The 16,493-nt window shown below is 71.3% G+C and carries 15 protein-coding genes and 1 tRNA gene; 7 read left to right on the forward strand and 9 right to left on the reverse strand.

The window, feature by feature from the left end:
- Positions 1-42 precede the first annotated feature (42 nt).
- Both ACFWPI_RS02715 and ACFWPI_RS02720 read right to left on the reverse strand, forming a co-directional pair.
- Positions 43-264, reverse strand: a complete 222-nt coding sequence (locus tag ACFWPI_RS02715; RefSeq protein ID WP_380374922.1) for a hypothetical protein — start codon at positions 262-264, stop codon at positions 43-45.
- 369 nt (positions 265-633) lie between these two features.
- A complete protein-coding gene (locus ACFWPI_RS02720; RefSeq protein ID WP_380374923.1) occupies positions 634-828 on the reverse strand; it encodes a helix-turn-helix transcriptional regulator in 195 nt (64 codons plus the stop codon).
- A 267-nt stretch (positions 829-1,095) separates the two neighbouring features.
- Here ACFWPI_RS02720 and ACFWPI_RS02725 point away from each other — a divergent pair, with 267 nt between their 5' ends.
- From ACFWPI_RS02725 to ACFWPI_RS02735, 3 genes are all read left to right on the forward strand, one after another.
- A complete protein-coding gene (locus ACFWPI_RS02725) occupies positions 1,096-1,713 on the forward strand; it encodes a helix-turn-helix domain-containing protein (protein ID WP_380374925.1) in 618 nt (205 codons plus the stop codon).
- 513 nt (positions 1,714-2,226) lie between these two features.
- Entirely contained in the window at positions 2,227-2,379 is a 153-nt protein-coding gene (locus tag ACFWPI_RS02730; RefSeq protein WP_380374927.1) for a hypothetical protein, read from the forward strand.
- A 321-nt stretch (positions 2,380-2,700) separates the two neighbouring features.
- Positions 2,701-3,816, forward strand: coding sequence for a tyrosine-type recombinase/integrase (locus tag ACFWPI_RS02735; protein ID WP_380374928.1), 1,116 nt, complete (start codon positions 2,701-2,703; stop codon positions 3,814-3,816).
- A 79-nt stretch (positions 3,817-3,895) separates the two neighbouring features.
- On the opposite strand, the gene ACFWPI_RS02740 is transcribed toward ACFWPI_RS02735, so the two are convergent.
- A tRNA-Val gene (locus ACFWPI_RS02740) sits at positions 3,896-3,967 on the reverse strand.
- Between the two features lie 168 nt (positions 3,968-4,135).
- On the opposite strand from ACFWPI_RS02740, the gene ACFWPI_RS02745 reads away from it, so the two are divergent.
- Both ACFWPI_RS02745 and ACFWPI_RS02750 read left to right on the forward strand, forming a co-directional pair.
- Complete coding sequence (locus ACFWPI_RS02745) at positions 4,136-5,497, forward strand: hypothetical protein (RefSeq protein WP_380374981.1); 1,362 nt, start codon at positions 4,136-4,138, stop codon at positions 5,495-5,497.
- A 120-nt stretch (positions 5,498-5,617) separates the two neighbouring features.
- Positions 5,618-5,848, forward strand: coding sequence for a zinc ribbon domain-containing protein (locus ACFWPI_RS02750; RefSeq protein WP_063347431.1), 231 nt, complete (start codon positions 5,618-5,620; stop codon positions 5,846-5,848).
- A 16-nt stretch (positions 5,849-5,864) separates the two neighbouring features.
- Here ACFWPI_RS02750 and ACFWPI_RS02755 read toward each other — a convergent pair whose 3' ends face one another.
- The 3 genes from ACFWPI_RS02755 to ACFWPI_RS02765 form a co-directional block, all read right to left on the reverse strand.
- A complete protein-coding gene (locus ACFWPI_RS02755) occupies positions 5,865-6,758 on the reverse strand; it encodes an HAD family hydrolase (protein WP_380374930.1) in 894 nt (297 codons plus the stop codon).
- Positions 6,758-9,208, reverse strand: a complete 2,451-nt coding sequence (locus tag ACFWPI_RS02760) for a phosphoribosyltransferase (RefSeq protein ID WP_380374932.1) — start codon at positions 9,206-9,208, stop codon at positions 6,758-6,760. Before ACFWPI_RS02760 ends, ACFWPI_RS02755 begins: the two co-directional genes overlap by 1 nt.
- A gap of 131 nt (positions 9,209-9,339) precedes the next feature.
- Entirely contained in the window at positions 9,340-10,536 is a 1,197-nt protein-coding gene (locus ACFWPI_RS02765) for an HpcH/HpaI aldolase/citrate lyase family protein (RefSeq protein ID WP_380374934.1), read from the reverse strand.
- 373 nt (positions 10,537-10,909) lie between these two features.
- Here ACFWPI_RS02765 and ACFWPI_RS02770 point away from each other — a divergent pair, with 373 nt between their 5' ends.
- On the forward strand, positions 10,910-12,103 hold the full coding sequence (locus tag ACFWPI_RS02770; protein ID WP_380374936.1) for a TerD family protein: 1,194 nt from the start codon (positions 10,910-10,912) through the stop codon (positions 12,101-12,103).
- A gap of 99 nt (positions 12,104-12,202) precedes the next feature.
- On the opposite strand, the gene ACFWPI_RS02775 is transcribed toward ACFWPI_RS02770, so the two are convergent.
- A complete protein-coding gene (locus ACFWPI_RS02775; protein ID WP_063347436.1) occupies positions 12,203-12,949 on the reverse strand; it encodes a hypothetical protein in 747 nt (248 codons plus the stop codon).
- Between the two features lie 373 nt (positions 12,950-13,322).
- Here ACFWPI_RS02775 and ACFWPI_RS02780 point away from each other — a divergent pair, with 373 nt between their 5' ends.
- Positions 13,323-14,492: a DUF2637 domain-containing protein gene (locus ACFWPI_RS02780; protein ID WP_380374937.1), complete on the forward strand. Its 1,170-nt coding sequence runs from the start codon at positions 13,323-13,325 to the stop codon at positions 14,490-14,492.
- A gap of 70 nt (positions 14,493-14,562) precedes the next feature.
- Here the strand turns inward: ACFWPI_RS02780 and ACFWPI_RS02785 are convergent, their stop codons facing one another.
- On the reverse strand, positions 14,563-15,666 hold the full coding sequence (locus ACFWPI_RS02785) for a DUF475 domain-containing protein (protein WP_380374939.1): 1,104 nt from the start codon (positions 15,664-15,666) through the stop codon (positions 14,563-14,565).
- A gap of 157 nt (positions 15,667-15,823) precedes the next feature.
- On the reverse strand, positions 15,824-16,402 hold the full coding sequence (locus ACFWPI_RS02790) for a TerD family protein (RefSeq protein WP_063347439.1): 579 nt from the start codon (positions 16,400-16,402) through the stop codon (positions 15,824-15,826).
- Positions 16,403-16,493: the final 91 nt, after the last annotated feature.

Below are 16,493 nucleotides of genomic sequence, written 5' to 3' on the forward strand. Positions count from 1 at the left end.
GCCTCACCGTTCCTGGTGAGGCCCCCGGCCTTCTGCCTGTCTTCACTCTCTGGCCAGCGTCCCCCTGTCGGTGGCGGTCCACCCGGCGCGTTCGTCCTGGCCGTCCGAGGGCGGCCACTGGACGTGAACGCCTCCGGGGCGGACGTCGAGGATCAGTCCACGCAGGTACTGGCCGGAGCCGTCCTTGGTGGTCGCCATCCAGTGCCGACCTATCCAGGTGGTGGGAGGCTGCTCGGAGTAGCGGTCGTGGGTGAAGCTGTGCATGGTGAACTCCTGCGGTGGTGGTAGCGGTTTCGGCGCCGTTCTGTCGGGACGAGCGGCTCCGGTCACGGCGGGCGGGGCGGAAGCGGACATCCGTCTTCGCCGGTCGGTCGGCGAGCGGGGGCACTGGCCCGCCGTCGTCGCGTCACCGTGCTGCCCCGTTCCATCCGCGACTGTCGCGCACCAAGCCCGCCGAGCCCCAGAGCCTGACGTCGGACGGCCGGTAGCGCCGAAGGCCATCAGGGGTCTCGGTGTACTTGGGGCCGGTGCCCGCACCACCCAGTTCCCGCAGGTCCGCGCTCGTGATGCCGAGGTAGACCGCCGCGTCGTCCGCGGACCACCATGGGCGGCGAGTCGTGCCGAGCTGTCGCTTCATCGCCCGCCCCCCGTGTCGGAAGAGCGGGTTTCCAACCACTGCCGCACGTCCCGCGGGTCGTACCGCCTGTGGCGCCCCACCTTGTAGCTCCGCGGTCCGGTGCCCTTCCAGTTCATCTGGTAGATCGACTGCGTCGGCACACCCAGGAACTCCGCGAGCTCCTGCAAGGTCCACAACCTGTCCGTACTCATGAGCACTCACATCTCGTCCACTTGTCATTTCGACAATCCTGCTTGTCGTTTGGACAACCGAGATGAGCATCGAACAACACGGGCATGATTGTCAATGCGACACATTAACTTGTCATTTCGACAATTTTAGCACCACCCACCTGGCCCCAGTCGCCCCGCGAGAGGACTGCTTGTCGAATCGACGCACGCCGACGGGCCTACGGGTTGTCGATTGCACAATCGAGAGGCGATGAGTAGAGTTGCCGATACGACAAGCAAGGAGGCCAGATGTCGAGCGACTCGGCCCCGCCGACCCTGTCGGTGAGCGACGCGGTAGCGCTTCGGGTGAAGGAGGCCCGAAATCGACGTGGGTGGACGGTGAAGCAACTAGCAGCCGCCTGCCACGATGCCGGCGCGACCAAGCTGACGGCCCCCGTCCTGGCCAACATCGAGACGGGTCGGCGCGACACGAACGGCGTTCGACGGCGCGAGCTTTCGATCGACGAAGTCGTGGCCCTCGCAGTGGCGTTGGACATCTCGCCGATCCACCTGCTTGGCCTGCCGGACGAGGCCGTACCGGGCACGAAGCTCCTGCTGACTCCCGAACTGGCGGTCAGTGACGGCGAGTTGCTGATGGAGTGGTTCAGCGGGCAGAAGGCTCTGCCTCAGAGCGACTCCCGGCAGTTCTACTCGACGGCCATCCAGCGGAGGCCGACTGGAGACAGTCAGCGGACCCTCGCCGACCTCACCAGCTCGGTGCTCCAGGACCGGGCCGCCGCGATGACCGCGGCCTTCAACTCGGAGATGGCAGCGACCCTGGAGAAGATCAACGCTGCGGTTCAGTCGGGCTCAAGCCCGGAAGAACTCGCCGCCCTGCTCAAGCCCGGCGACTCCGACTCGAAGTAGGGCAGCCACGGCACCCGGCGTTCGGCACCGCCGCGACGCCAGTTCAGCGAACCCGATTGCGCGACCGACCGGTCCCGCACCCGTACGGGCAGAAAAAGAGGCGATCTTATGACATGCATATATCAACGATTGGCAGAAGACCATGCTCCACGCTCGGATCGAGGACCGCGGTAAGCACGCGGACTACCTGCTGGCCGTCGAACGCGCTCGCGCGGCCGGCCGCACCCCTCCGGCCCGCTACCGCGTCCGCTGGCGCGACGAGTCGGGCACTTCCCACAGCCTGAGCTTGCCGACCCCGCACCTCGCCGCAGCTGTGCGGGCCGATATCGCCCACGGCCGGGCGCCGGTGACGCTCAACCGTCTGGTCGATCACTGGTCGTCCCTGCCGGTGCAATCCACCCGGCCAGGGGCGCCGAGGTTCCCGAACCGCGGGCCGCTCGACCTGCACGTGTACTGCCTCGCCTGGGGCGCAGGCTCGCCATCGCGATCACCCGAGCGGACATCGAGCGCCTGATGGCAGATCTGCACGCCGAAGGCCAGCTGAGCGTCACCACGATCAACGGCATCCTCGCAGCGCTCAAGCGCGCCCTGGAACTCGGCGTCCACAACAGGCACCTGCCCAGCAACCCCGCACTCGGCATCTGGCCGCTCCCCCGACCGGCCTGATCTCCGGCCAAGTCCCCTGGCCTCCGGCCTCCTCCGTTCCGCGCCACGTCGTCGTCGCCATCTGCGCCACGTGCGGATCACCGATAAACCATGCAACCCGAAATGCGGCAGAAGCCGCGCATTCGAACGGGCAGAAAGAAGGAATGGATATGACCATGAACACTGCAAGGCAGATCCAGGTGATTTATGTCCCGCGTTTGGATAGAAGACCGAATTAACCATGCCGACTTCAAGGCGGCGGTAGCGAAGGCAAAGTCCAGCGGACGCACTGCTCCCGGCAGGTTCCGCGTGCGATGGTATGACCCGGACGGCCAGGCTCGCATGAAGACCGTCCGGCGAAAGGTCGATGCCGAAGCCACTCGGACCGAGCTGGAGGAAAAGCTCGGCAACGGAACCTACCGAGACCCATCTGCGGGCCGCACGAAGTTCGCAGAGATTGCGGAAGAGTGGTTCACGGCCAAGCTCAATGTGAAGCGTTCGACACGCGCCAGGTACCGCATCGCGCTCGACACATACGTGATCCCCAAATGGGGATCAACTCCGGTTGCTCGCATCCAGTTCGACGGCATCGCCAAGTGGCTCAGCGACATCCTCGCGGACTCCGTATCCAACGGAAAACCCCTCTCCGCGAGCACCATTCGGAAGATCCACGTCGTCCTTAAGGGAGTACTGGACTATGCAGTGCGTGCGCGCCGGATTGCCTATAACCCGGCAATCGGAATCCCTCTCCCTCGCTACGTCCCGCCGGAGCACGTTTACCTGGACAACGTGCAGGTGGAAAACCTCGCTGACGCTTGCGGCGAGTATCGGACGCTGATCCTATTTCTTGCCTATACCGGAGTCCGCTGGGGCGAAGCCACGGCAATCAAGATCAGTCGCGTAAACCTTGCCACCCGACGCGTTCGGATCGCCGAGACGTGGAGTCGAGACAAAGGCGGCCTATACCTCGACACTCCGAAGAACCATGAGCGCCGCTCGGTTCCAGTGCCCGCGTTCCTTCTCAAGGAACTCGAATTGCTGATGGCCGGCCGCGATCCAGACGACCTTCTCTTCACAGCCCCCGAGGGCGGAAAGCTGATCGTCGGCAACTTCACACGTCGGCGGTTCAAGAAGGCTCTGGAGAGCGCTGGCCTGGCAGACCTCGGCATCACGCTTCACAAACTGCGGCACACTGCGGCTTCCCTGGCAATCGCCAGCGGCGCCGACGTCAAGGTGGTCCAGACCATGCTGGGCCACAAGACCGCGACCCTGACGCTGGACACGTACGGTCACCTCTGGCCGGACCGTCTGGATGAGGTGTCAGACCGGCTCGACAGCCAGCGGTCGAAGGTGCTCAAGCTGGCGAAGAAGAAGGCCGAGAAGGCACAGAAGAAGGCGGCCAAGCTCGCCGCCGAAGTCGCTGCCTTGGAGGCAGCTGCCGACGCCGCTGCGGCGTGATGTGTTCTAAATGTGTTTCGGGCCGTGGTGTCGGCTCTTTCGAGCTGCCACCACGGCCCTCTGACCTGCATGTTCGCTGTGGGCGCGGACGGTTTCGAACCGCCGACATCTGCTTTGTAAGAGCAGCGCTCTACCACTGAGCTACGCGCCCCCTGTCGCGGCCCGGTGGGGGCACGACGACTGCCTAGGGTACCTGGTCCCGGGGGGTGCTGTGGTGCGGGTGGTCGGGGAGTGGGACGGGTGGGGGTGCCGGTGGGGTGGGGTGATCGGGAAGAATGGGGGTGGATCAGCGGGTCGGAGCAGGGAGCGCGCAGTGACGGTGGCCGGCGGGAGCGGGCGGGGGTGGCGTCGGGCGGGGAGTGCGCTGGCCGACGCACTGGTGGTGCCGGTGGTGCTGGCGGGTGCGCTGGGTGCGCTGGGGTTGGCCTCGGCCGGGACGGGCGGCTGGTGGGGCCGGCGCGGCGGGGAGGGTGTGCGGGCGGACGCCAAGGCGGCCCGGGACGCCGCGCAGGAGGCGTTCTACGAGCTGGACTCGACGCAGCGCGAGGTGCAGTTGGCGGTGGAGACCGTCCGGGCGGCCGAGGACGAGGCGACGGCCCGCCGGGCGCTGGCGGACCTGGCGGGGATCACCGGCCGGGTGGACCAGGTCACCGTGAACTACCTGGGCGCGCTGGACGCGTACAACCTGGACGACGAGGCGCTGGACGCCGGCACCGCGGCGCGGGCCCGGCGTCAGCTGGAGGACGTGAAGGGGCAGCTCGGCTCGGCCCGGGCGGAGCTGAACGACTTCCTCCAGCGGCTGCAGCCGGCCCTCCAGCGCGCCGAGCAGCAGCTGATGCGGGTCACCCCGGCGGTGGAGCAGGCGAAGCGCGCGCTGCTCCAGGCGAGCAACGCGCTGGACGCGGTGCGCGGTGCCGGGCTGCGGGCGGACGACCTGGCGGCCCGGCTGGCCGAACTGGCGCCGGAGCTCGGGCTGCTGAACGAGGGGCCGGCCCGGCACGGGGTGGCGCCGACGCTGCGGCGCGCGGACGACGTCCGGCAGCGCGCCGAGGCGATCGCGGCCGACGCCGGTCAACTGCCGGAGCGGGCACGGGAGATCGACCGGCGGGTGGCGAGCCTGCGGACCCGGATCCAGGCGCTGGAGACCAAGGCGGAGACGGTCGAGCCGGCGCTGAGCGAACTGCGCCGCCGGTTCAGCTCGGCCTGCTGGCAGGACCTCCAGCGGGTGTCGGAGCAGGTCGCGGAGACCGGGCGGGCGGCGGAGCGCAAGCTCGCCGAGGCCGCCCGGGCCCGGGACGAGCAGCGCTGGGCGGACGCGACGGGCGCGATCGGTACGGTGCGCGCGCTGCTGGACACCGCGGACGGGTCGGTGGTCGCGGTGAACGAGCGGCTGCGGCAACTGAACGAGGTGCAGCACGACCCCCACCGGGAGGTGGAGCGGGCCCGGTTCGCCCTGCGCGACGCGCAGCGGCTGGCGATGACGGGCCGCAGCGCGCCGGACCCGCGGCACGCCGCCCCGCTGGACGAGGCGGTGGCGCGGCTGGACCGGGCCGTGGCCACCTTGGAGGCGGCCGGCCGGCACCCCGACTACTGGCATTTCTTGACCGAGCTGGCGGGCGTGCGGGAGACGGCGGCGCAGGTGATCGGGCTGATCCGCGGCGATCTGGGCGGGCACCGGTAGCACCGGCCGGGCAGGAAACGGGCAGCGCCCACCGGTAGAGCCCACCAGCAGGACGCCAACAGGGCGCTGGCAGGGCACCGACAGGACGTCGGCAGGGCTCCGCCTGGGTACCCTGCCGGTATGCCACGCTACGACTTCCGCTGCCGATCCTGCGGCGCCACCTTCGAACTCCGCCGCCCGATGGCGCAGGCCGGCGCCCCCGCCGTCTGCCCGCAGGGCCACGAGGACACCGTGAAGCTGCTGTCCGCCGTCGCCGTCACCGGCTCCGCTTCGGGCGGCGCCCCGCGCCAGGCCCCCTCCGGCAACGGTGGTGGCGGAGGGGGCTGTTGCGGCGGCGGCTGCTGCGGCTGACCGCTACCGCTTCCGCTCAGGAGGCGACGGGCGCGCCGGGCACGACGGGCACGACGGGCACGCCGGACGCGGCGGCCACGCCGGACGCGGCGGCCACCCGAGCGAGGAAGCGTCGGACGATCTCCTCCCCCGCCGCCACCCCCACCTCGTCGAGGGCGGTGACGCCGGGGGCGGTCCAGCCGCCGTCGGCGAGTTCGCCGTGCCCGGGCCGCCAGGCGGCGTCGGCGGCGAGCAGCAGGTCGGCGTCGAGCAGTGAGTCGCCGGCCGCGAGCACGGTGGACGCGCCGGTGCGCCGGACGGCTTCGGCGAGGGCGGCGCTCTTGCTGAGCGGTGCGGGGACGGCGTAGACCTTGCGGCCCTGGAGCGAGACCGTCCAGCCGCGTCCGGCGCACCAGCCGGTCAGCTCGTCGAGCCAGCCGCCGGGCAGTGCGGCGCGCTCGACGACGAGGTAGGCGAACAGCCCGTCGGCGACGCGGCGCTTGTGCGTCCACTCCGGGTCGGCGCTCAGGGCGAGCTGCCGGACGACCTCCTCCAGCGGGGCCGCACCGGAGGCGAGCCGCGCGGTGATCTCGGTGCGCCAGTCCTGGTCGGGCACGCCGTCGACGAGCAGGTGCCCGCCGTTGCCGCAGATCGCGTACGCGGGGACCCAACCGGGCGTCGGGCCGGGCAGGTTGATCCGCTCGTACTGGGCGAGGGTGCGGGTGGTGGCGGGGACGAACCAGGCCTGCCGGACGAGTTCGACGAGCAGCGCGGCGGCCTGTTCGGTCATGAACGAGAGCGCCTTGCCGTCGTGCACCTCGACGGAGAGCAGCCGGGGCGCGAGCCGGTCGGGGACGTCCAGGGCGAGGGCCCGGTTGGAGTAGACGAGCGTCCGGTCGAGGTCGCTGGCGACGAGGACATCGGCGTTCATCAGGACTCCTTCACCACAACGGTCCTACCGGAGGCCCCGGTCGCTCCCCGACTGTAGCGGGGGTGGATGAGGCCGACGCAGGAGTACGGCAGGCCGTCCACCTCCTCGACCTCGACGCCGCGCTGGGCGGCGAGCAGCCGGACGTGGTCGAGGTCGGCGCCGGCGCCGCGCCGGGCGAGGACCCGCCAGGGGACGCGGCGCAGCAGCACCCGGGTGGTCTCGCCGACGCCGGGCTTGACCAGGTTGACGCTGTCGATGCCGTACTCGGTGCTGATCCGTTCGACGGCGGCCCAGCCGGCCCAGTCGGGCGTGCGGTCCGGGGCGGTGGACAGCCGGTCGGCGGCGGCGACGGCCTCCGGGCGGACGGCGTCGAAGTGGTCGGCAACGGTGTCGAGGAAGGCGGCGGAGACGTCCGCGCCGGCCAGTTCGGCGTAGTGCTTGGCGCCGTGGAAGTCGTCCGGGCCGATCAGGCCGGGCCGCAGCACGGTGCGCGAGACCAGGCCGGAGACGGTGGAGTTGAGGCAGGCGGAGGGGATCAGGAAGTCGTCCCGGGTGCCGTAGGTGCGCGCGCAGCGGCCGGGGTCGGCGAGGACGGCGAGGTCCGGGTCGAAGCCGGTGCCGGCCAGGGCCTCGGCGAGTTCGCGGGTGATCGCGCCCTTGCCGGTCCAGCCGTCGACGAACACGACGTCGCCGGCGCGGTGGTGGGTGGCCAGGTAGCGCAGGGCGACCGGGTCGATGCCGCGGCCGCGGACGATGGAGACGGCGTAGTGCGGGGTGTCGAGGCCGTGGACGTGGGCGAGCCAGCGGCGGATCAGGATGCCGACGGGCGTGCCGGCCCGGGCCAGCGAGGCGAGCACCAGGCCGGGGCCGCGCTCGCGCAGCAGGGTCTCGGCGACGGTGCCGGCGGCGAGCGCGATGCGGCGGGCGGAGGCGCGCAGCGCCTGGTGGAACAGCTCCTGGTACTCGGGGCTGGGCTGGTACTCGACCGGCAGCGACTCGGCGTAGTGCGCGCCGCCGTTCTGGACGGCCTCCTCGCGCTCCTCGGTGGGGGCTTCGAGCGGGACGCCGGAGAGGTCCTTGAGCAGCCAGGCCACCTCGTCGGGCCGGTAGGAGGAGAACGCCGGGCCGTACAACGGGGACGGCAGCCCGGCCGGCATGCGGGACGGCAGCCGGACCGGCCGGTGGGAGGGCAGCACCGCGAGCACCACCTGGTCGGTGACCTGCCGCAGCTGGCCGAGCAGGGCGCGCTCGCCCTCGCACAGGGCGGGGGTGTCGGCGACGTCGTCGACCACCAGCACGACCGCGTCGAAGCGGCGGGCCGGGTCGCTGCCGGGGGCGACGTTGTAGGCGTAGCGCTCGCGCGACGCGTCGTCCTGCGGGTCGTCGTGGGCGGGGAAGGCGAGGCGGGTGCGGATGGCGTAGCCGGGGTCGTCCACGGCGAGGACGGGCGAGCGGGTGGTGGTGGAGTAGCGGACGCGGTCGCCGCCCAGCCGGTCGGCGAGTGCGCCGGCCAGCCGCAGCGGGGCGTACATCAGCTCCTCGAAGCCGAGGACCAGCACGCGCCGCGCCGTGGCGGGCAGTGCGTCGGCCAGCTGTCCGGCCAGGCGGGGCAGGGCGGCGTCCAGTCGGGCGCGGTCGCGGGCGGTGAACCCGTGCCGGCCGCCGTCGGGGAGCCCGGCGGGCCAGTCCAGGTCGACCCGGGCGAGCGGTGCGGGCGTTCCCGGGGGTGCGGCGGGGGCGGGGGCGGCCTCGGCTATCAGCCGCTCGGCGCGGTCCAGGACGTCGGCGGGCAGCTGGACGGCGCCGCTGGCGGTGGCCACCAGGTCGAGCCGGGCGCCGAGTTCGGCGGCGGTGTCGGCGAGCCGGCGGCGGTCGGCGGTGGAGCGCAGGTCGACCAGGGCGACGACGACGTAGTGGTCGCGGGGGTGGCGGGCGTGCAGTTCACGGATGGTGTTGAGGACCGTGCGGCCGGTCGAGAACTCGTCGTCGACCAGCACCAACGGGCCGCCACCGGCGAGGAGTTCGGGATCGGCGGGGAGCAGCAGGTGCGAGGTGGCGTGCGAGTGCTCCTCCTCGAAGCCGCCGAGCGGGGGCACCCCGGGCACCGGGCGGCGGGTGGAGTGCAGGTACGGGGCGTCGAGGCCGTCGGCGACGCTGTGGCCGAGGCCGGTGGCCGTCTCCGCGTAGCCGAGGACGACGGCCCGCGCGGCGGCCTCGTCGCCCAGCAACTCGCGGACCTGCCGGCCGAGTTCGAGCCCGGCACCGTGGACGACCGCGGGCCGCTGCGGGACGTGCTTGCCGAGCACGGTGGAGACCAGCAGGTGGGCGCGCTTCGGGTTCTGGGAACGCAGGGCCAGGCCCACGAGTTCGGGGAGGCGGTCCGATCCGGTCAGGGCGATGCCGGCCCGGTCGGCGACCCAACGGCCGGTCCACGTCTGCTGTGCTGTCACTGCTGGTCCTGCCTTCGCATGGTGCGGTGGTGCGGTCTTCGCATGGTGCGGTGGTGCGGTCTTCGGATCAGTCGGATAGGTCGGATCGGTCGGGCCGTTCAGGCCGGCTGCGGACAGCCCCCTCAGCCCCCTCACTCCCCGCACAGGCAGGCCGCGAGCAGCTCCGCGAAGCTCACGTCCTCCCGGGCCACCCCGAACACCTCCGCCCGCAGCAGCACCCGCTCCGCCCAGGCCCGGTGCGGCCGGGCCTCGTTCATCTTGTTGGTGTACGCCGAGCGCAGGACCCCGCCGCCGTCCTGCTCCTGCCGGAGGATGTCCCGGGCGTCGCAGTACTCCTCGTGCGTGACCACGGAGAGGGCGTGCACGGCGGGGACGTGGCTGGGGTGGATGCAGGTCTTGCCGAGCAGGCCGTTGGCCCGGTCGAGCTCGACCTCCCGGATCAGCCCGTCCAGGTCGTGCTCGATGATCCGCCGGCGGACCTCCTCGCCGGAGGCCCGGGCCGTCCCGGGGGCCTCGGCGAACGGCGTGCGGCGCAGCTGCGGCTTGAACATCCGCTCCTGGACCGGGAAGTACTCCCAGACCGGACCGGTGACGGTGTACCCGGTGCCGTCCGCCCGGCCGAGCACGTTGACCACGTCGCCGATCACCGCCGAGACCAGGGCGACGTCGTACGCGGTGAGGTCGGGCGAGCGGCGCAGGCCGTACGCGGAGCAGAGGTCGGTCACGCCGAGGCGGACGGCGAGCACCCGCTCCCGGTGTCCGGCGAGCAGGTCGGCGATGCCGAAGAGCTGCTGGCGCCTGGTCTCCAGGTGGGCGAGTTCGGGCGACTCCAGGACGGGCATGGCGAACAGCCGGCGCCCGGTGGCGGCCTCGGCGGCGGCCAGGGCGGCCAGGTACGCGCCGCCGGTCTCCGTGGTGAACTTCGGCAGGACGAACCCGTTCAGCAGCTCGACGGCCGGCCCGAGCCGCTCGGCCAGGTCGAGGATCTGGGAGGCGGCTCGAACTCTGATGAAGAGCAGGGGGTGGCTTTGTGTGCAGTCGGTGAAATCCCTGACCAGGTCATTCAACTGCTCGATCAGGTTCCGCTCCCCCGCGTCCACCTCGTGGTCGGCGATCGCGTCCTCCAGGCAGAGCACCATCGACACCACGCCCCGAGCAGCCTGTTTGCGGATGTCGGCGGCCAGCGCGGGCCGGGTGGCGGGGCTGTAGAGGGTGCCGCCGAGGGCGGTGGCCAGCACCGCGGCCTCGCTCCGCGCGGTGAACGGCCGGGGCGGTTCGAGGAAGAGGCGACCGCGTACGTCGTCGGCGAGGTGGCCGAAATGGCGCAAGGTGCTCTCCTCAGAGGTTTGACGGCCGCCGGTCCGTTGCCGGGGCATTCGGCGGCGCGGGACGACACCGCGATCCAGCGGTGCGACACCATGGTTAACCGGTCCACGGGGCTCCATGGTTCCCGGACGGACGCCGGCGGGCCCCCCTCCGCCCGACCCCGGCGGGCCCTTGGACCGCCCATCGTACGGACGGATTCCGGCCGTCCCCGGTTCCTCGGCACTGAACTCCCGGAACATCGCCGTCCAGATCACCGATCACCGGTCGAGCACCGGCAAACCCCCGGCAAGCGCAAGTCTTGGCAAAGTCCGACCTGGTTCCGACGGTCCCGGTCACGTTGTCCGAAGGGGTGGCGAACGGGCAGGATGGTCGGCTATGACGCACGTGATGGCCAAGGGCGCCAACATCGCACTGCCGGCTGCGGCGGTCCGCGCCGTGCTGCGCTGGAGCGCCACGCCCGGTGCGCCGGACGTGGACGCGTCCGCGCTGCTGCTCGGCGCCACCGGCAAGGTCCGTTCGGATGCCGACTTCGTCTTCTACAACCAGCCGCGGCACCCCTCCGGCCTGGTGCGCCACCTGCCCAAGCAGCAGACCTCCGGCGGCGCCGAGATCATCGACACGATCGAGGTCGAACTCGCCAAGCTGCCCGCCGACGTCGACCGGGTGGTGCTGGCCGGCTCCTCCGAGGGCGGCTCCTTCCGCACGGTGCCCGGGCTGCGCCTGCTGCTCTTCGACGCCACGGCCGGGGACGTCGCGCCCGCACTCGCCGAGTTCGCGATCTCCGACGGCGAGAACGTCACCGCCCTGGTCGCGGGCGAGCTGTACCGGCGCTCCGGCGCCTGGAAGTTCCGGGCGATCGGCCAGGGCTACACCTCCGGCCTGATCGGCCTGGCCACCGACTTCGGCATCACCGTCGACGACGAGGCGGAGGCCGACGCGGCCCCGGCGGCGGCCTCGACGGCCACCCCCACCGTCACCCCCACCGCCGCCGTCGACCCCCGCAGCACCCCGCTGCCCGCCCCGCGCCCGACCGCCCCGCCCGAGCCCGGCACCTTCACCCTGGCCCCGGCCGTCCCGCAGCCGTCGGCCACCCCCCAGGGCCGGCCCCAGCAGCAGCCCGCCGCGGCCGCCACCGGCGCGGTGCCGCCACCGCCGACCGCGCCGCCCGCCGTTCCCCCGGCCACTGCGCCGGCCCCGCCCGCACCCCCGGCCCACCAGCCCGGCACCGGGTACGGCTACCCGCACCAGCCGCAGCCCCAGCAGCCGCCCGGCACCGGCTACGGCTATCCGCAGCAGCAGCCCGGTACCGGCTACGGGTACCCGCAGCCGACCCCCCAGCCGTACCCGCAGCAGCAGGGCGCCGGCTACGGCTACCCGCACCAGCAGCAGCCCGCCCCGCAGCAGCACCCCGGCAGCTACGGCTACCCGCACGCCGGCACCGGCCAGCAGCCGCCGGCCCAGGCCCCCGCGCAACCACCGGCCCAGGCACCGGCCCAGGCACCGGCCCAGCCGCCCACCGGCGAGGAGTTCGCCCTGCCGCCGCAGGGCCCGCAGTTCCAGCCCCGCTGATCGGTCTGCCCAGAGCATGACCGCCGCCCGGCTCCGACCGGACCGAACAGGGCCGGACCGAACAGGGCCGGGCCGGACAGGGCCCAGGCCGGACAGGGTCTAGTCGGAGCCGCCCTGGCTCTTGTACCCGCGCTGCCACTGCAGCCCGAACCCGTACAGCCGGTCGATGTCCGCCTGGAACCCGTTGACGTACCGCACCTCACGGCGCACCGTCAGCTGGTTGTCCCCCGCGTTCTCGATCAGCACCACCGCGCACGAGCGCGCCGCCCGGGCCCGTTCGTCCAGCTTGATCTCGATCCGCGGCCCGGTCTGCGGCACGATCGTCACCACCGCGTGGGACTGCTCGAAGGCCGGCGTGCCGTCGTAGATGTAGACGAAGATCAGCAGCCGTTTGAACTTGTCCTTCTTCTCCAGGTTGACGTACATCGTCTCGCCGGACGGCGCCCCGTACTGGTCGTCGCCGCTGAGCTTGATGTACGGCGGTTGCCGGAGGTCGCCGAAGTAGCCGCCGAGCGGCTGCACCACGCCGCTGCTCCCGTCGGACAGTTCGTACATGCACGCCAGGTCGAGGTCGACGTTGACCTGCTCGTTCTGCACCGAGTCCGGCTCCAGCGGGCGCAGGATACGGGGGCTGAAGAGGCGCTTGGCGCGTTCCCGGGCACTGGGCCGGACGGCCCCGGAGCGGGTGGTCCAGTGCAGGTTGACGTAGAGGTAGCCGGTGGTGGCCGCGGCCCCGGTGATCGCGTGCTGCGGGGTCGACTTGGTGAGTATGACCTTGTGCTGACCGCCCGGGTTGTCGAAGGTGTAGTTCCGCTCCCCGCGCAGGTACTCCCAGATCGAGACCATCCCGCCCTCTCCCCCTGCTCCCGTCAGGCGATCTGACGGTCCGCCGCTCCATGATCGGGCATCAGCCCGGCCCTCGGATACCCAAACCTCCCCCTCCCCTACCCCGTCGGGCCCCCCGGCGCTCACCGCCGGGTCGACGAGTGGAGCGGTCGGCGGGTCGATTGGCGGGAGGAAGCCCCCCTCCCGTAACATGCCGCCCCTTCGGACGCGATATCGTCTAGCCGCACAGGTGTCCCGTCCGCCCCTGCGCGGGTGCGGCGGGTACGCCGTGCGGCGACGAACGAATCGTCAGGCGCTCCCCGAGTACCGGGAGCTGACCGCCTGTGTCGCTCTGTGAACCCGTCCCCTGCGGAAACCCGAGGCCCGACCCGCAATGAACCTGACCTCCATACAGCTGGTCTGGACCGTCGTCGGCGGCGCAGCCCTGCTGTTCGTCGCCGTCCTGCTGGCGACGCTGCGTTTCAAGAACACGAAGAAGGAAGAGGCCGGCGACTCCTGGGAGCGCAGCGAGGAGCGTCGGCGGCGCAAGGAGATGATCTACGGCATCTCCTCCTACACGCTGCTGTTCTGCTGCGCCGGTGTCGCGGCCGCGCTGTCCTTCCACGGCCTGGTGGGCTTCGGCAAGGAGAACCTGGGGCTGTCCGGCGGCTGGGAGTACCTCGTCCCGTTCGGCCTCGACGGCGCCGCGATGTTCTGCTCGGTGCTCGCCGTGCGTGAGGCCAGCCACGGTGACGCCGCGCTCGGCTCCCGCCTGCTGGTCTGGGTGTTCGCGATCGCCTCGGCCTGGTTCAACTGGGTGCACGCGCCGCGCGGCGTGACGCACGACGGCGCCCCGCAGTTCTTCTCCGGCATGTCGATCTCGGCGGCGATCCTGTTCGACCGCGCGCTGAAGCAGACCCGCAAGGCCGCGCTGCGCGAGCAGGGGCTCGTGCCGCGCCCGCTGCCGCAGATCCGGATCGTCCGCTGGCTGCGCGCCCCGCGCGAGACCTACGCGGCCTGGTCGCTGATGCTGCTGGAGAACGTCCGCAGCCTGGACGAGGCGGTCGAGGAGGTGCGCGAGGAGCGCCAGGCCAAGCTGGACGCCAAGGTGCGGGCCCGCACGGCCGACCGCCGCGAGCGGGCCGAGCTGAAGGCCATCTCCCGCCAGGGCGGCATGCTCGCCCGGGCCCGCGGCGGCCGCCAGGTGCCCGCGCTCACGGCTGCCGGCGACGGCCAGACCGCTACGGAGCCTGCCCTAGCCGCCGAGTCGGACACCGCCTCCTCGTACCAGGCCGCCTCGGGCCCGCTGGAGCCGGCCGCGCTGGACGCCGGCCGCCGCCCGCGTGCCGCCGTCGGCTCGTCGTACGCGCCGTCCTCGTCGGCGTCCTCCTCGTCCTCGTCCTACTCGTCGTCCTACTCCTCCTCCTCGTCCGCCGGATCGGCCTCGGGCTCGTCCTACCGCAGCTCGGCCATCGACCTGACGGCCGACGACGACACCCTGTCGATGCCCAAGCTGGACTCGCTGGAGCGCAAGCTGCGCGCGATCGAGCAGCAGCTCGGCTGAGCGGGCGCACCGCGACGCGAAACGGCCGCCCCCGGATTCCCGGAGGCGGCCGTTTCGCGTACCCGGCGGGCTACTCGCCGGTACTCGTACCCACCAGTTCCGGTTCGTCCTGCGCGCCCTCGCGCCGGTTGCGCAGGATCGACGAGCCGAGCGCCAGCCCGATGAAGGCGACGCCGATCAGGCCGGTGACGATCTCCGGGATGTGGTACTTGATCCCGACCAGCAGGATCACCGAGAGCGCGCCGATCGCGTAGTGCGCGCCGTGCTCCAGGTAGACGTAGTCGTCCAGGGTGCCCTTGCGGACCAGGAAGACGGTCAGCGAGCGGATGTACATCGCGCCGATGCCCAGGCCCAGGGTGATCTGGAAGATGTCGCTGGAGACGGCGAACGCGCCGACCACGCCGTCGAAGGAGAACGAGGCGTCCAGGACCTCCAGGTAGAGGAAGAGGAAGAACGCGGCCTTGCCGCCGACCTGGAGGATCGACTTGCCGGACTTCTCGGCCGCCTCCTCGCGCTCGGCGTCCTCCTCCAGACCCGATTCGAAGATCGAGGAGAGGCCGCCGACCACGAGATAGGTGATCAGGCCGAGGACACCGGCGAGCAGAACGGTTTCAGCGTGCTCCCCGGCGAAGAAGTTGGAGGCCAGCACCAGCACGACCAGCGCGACGACGCTGGAGAAGGCGTCCAGCTTGCCGACCTTCTCCAGCGGGCGCTCGATCCAGCCCAGCCAGTTGTGCTCCTTCTCGTCGTCGAACACGAAGTCGAGGAAGATCATGAGCAGGAAGACGCCGCCGAAGGCCGCGATGGCGGGGTTGGCCGCCTCCAGGTACTGGCCGTAGGTCAGGCCGTCGTGCGTCTTGTCGGAGTGCAGCGCGAGGTCGATGACCGTCGCGGGGTTGAGCTTCGCGGTGAGGCCGACCACCAGCAGCGGGAAGACCAGCCGCATGCCGAAGACGGCGATGAGCACGCCGACGGTCAGGAAGATCTTCTGCCAGTACGGGTTCATCCGCTTCAACACCGTGGCGTTGACCACCGCGTTGTCGAACGACAGGGAGATCTCCAGGATGGAGAGGATCAGCACGATGCCGAATCCTTGGGCCCCCCAGAGCAGTCCGGCCGCGATCAGGCCTAGGACGGTGATCGCGAACGACCAGCCGAAAGTGCGGAGGAACACGGGACTTGGTTACCTTTCGGGTTTCGGGCCGTGCCGGGGGCGGCCTCGTCCCGAGACGCCCTGACCGGGCCGGGCCCGGTCAGGTCACCCCCGCACTGCCCTCTGTTCTCATGATCGTAGGTTGGGTGCGATTGTTCTTATTTTCGCCTTTTCGCCCTTACTGTACGTTTACGCCGAAGTCGAGGGCGATGCCGCGCAGGCCGGAGGCGTAGCCCTGGCCCACCGCGCGGAACTTCCACTCGCCCGCATAGCGGTACAGCTCGCCGAAGATCATCGCGGTCTCGCTGGACGCGTCCTCGGACAGGTCGTAACGGGCGATCTCCTGGCCGTCGAGGGAGTTGGCGACCCGGATGTAGGCGTTGCGGACCTGCCCGAAGTTCTGCAGCCGCGCCTCGGCGTCGTAGATCGACACCGCGAAGACCACCTTGTCCGCCTGCGCCGGCACCAGGTCCAGGTTGACCAGGACCACCTCGTCGTCGCCGTCGTCCTCGCCGCCGGTGAGGTTGTCACCGGTGTGCTCGACCGAGCCCTCGGGGCTCTTGAGGTTGTTGTAGAAGACGAAGTACTCGTCACCGAGCACCCGGCCGCCACCACAGATCAGGGCGCTCGCATCGAGGTCGAACGGTGCGCCCGTGGTCGAACGGGCGGACCAGCCGAGGCCGATCTGGACCTGCGTCAGGTTCGGCGCGGCCTTGGTGAGCGAGACGTTCCCGCCCTTGGCGAGCGTGACCACCATGACTGTTCTTCCTCCCTTGCCTTCTCCCGGGGCGCGCCTACAAGGTGTAGTCCCCCACGGCCCGGGCCGGCCCCGTTTGGCCGGCTGAACT

Origin of the sequence: Kitasatospora sp. NPDC058492 (genome assembly GCF_042720685.1) — a bacterium.
GTDB lineage: Bacteria > Actinomycetota > Actinomycetes > Streptomycetales > Streptomycetaceae > Kitasatospora.

Bases quoted from the DNA above. Each gene is read 5' to 3' on its own strand.
- ACFWPI_RS02750 (WP_063347431.1), top strand. From the start codon at position 5,618: ATGCCACGCTACGACTTCCGCTGCCGATCCTGCGGCGCCACCTTCGAA.
- ACFWPI_RS02725 (WP_380374925.1), top strand. From the start codon at position 1,096: ATGTCGAGCGACTCGGCCCCGCCGACCCTGTCGGTGAGCGACGCGGTA.
- ACFWPI_RS02720 (WP_380374923.1), bottom strand. From the start codon at position 828: ATGAGTACGGACAGGTTGTGGACCTTGCAGGAGCTCGCGGAGTTCCTG.
- ACFWPI_RS02790 (WP_063347439.1), bottom strand. From the start codon at position 16,402: ATGGTGGTCACGCTCGCCAAGGGCGGGAACGTCTCGCTCACCAAGGCC.
- ACFWPI_RS02770 (WP_380374936.1), top strand. From the start codon at position 10,910: ATGACGCACGTGATGGCCAAGGGCGCCAACATCGCACTGCCGGCTGCG.
- ACFWPI_RS02755 (WP_380374930.1), bottom strand. From the start codon at position 6,758: ATGAACGCCGATGTCCTCGTCGCCAGCGACCTCGACCGGACGCTCGTC.
- ACFWPI_RS02735 (WP_380374928.1), top strand. From the start codon at position 2,701: ATGAAGACCGTCCGGCGAAAGGTCGATGCCGAAGCCACTCGGACCGAG.
- ACFWPI_RS02730 (WP_380374927.1), top strand. From the start codon at position 2,227: ATGGCAGATCTGCACGCCGAAGGCCAGCTGAGCGTCACCACGATCAAC.
- ACFWPI_RS02780 (WP_380374937.1), top strand. From the start codon at position 13,323: ATGAACCTGACCTCCATACAGCTGGTCTGGACCGTCGTCGGCGGCGCA.
- ACFWPI_RS02775 (WP_063347436.1), bottom strand. From the start codon at position 12,949: ATGGTCTCGATCTGGGAGTACCTGCGCGGGGAGCGGAACTACACCTTC.
- ACFWPI_RS02715 (WP_380374922.1), bottom strand. From the start codon at position 264: ATGCACAGCTTCACCCACGACCGCTACTCCGAGCAGCCTCCCACCACC.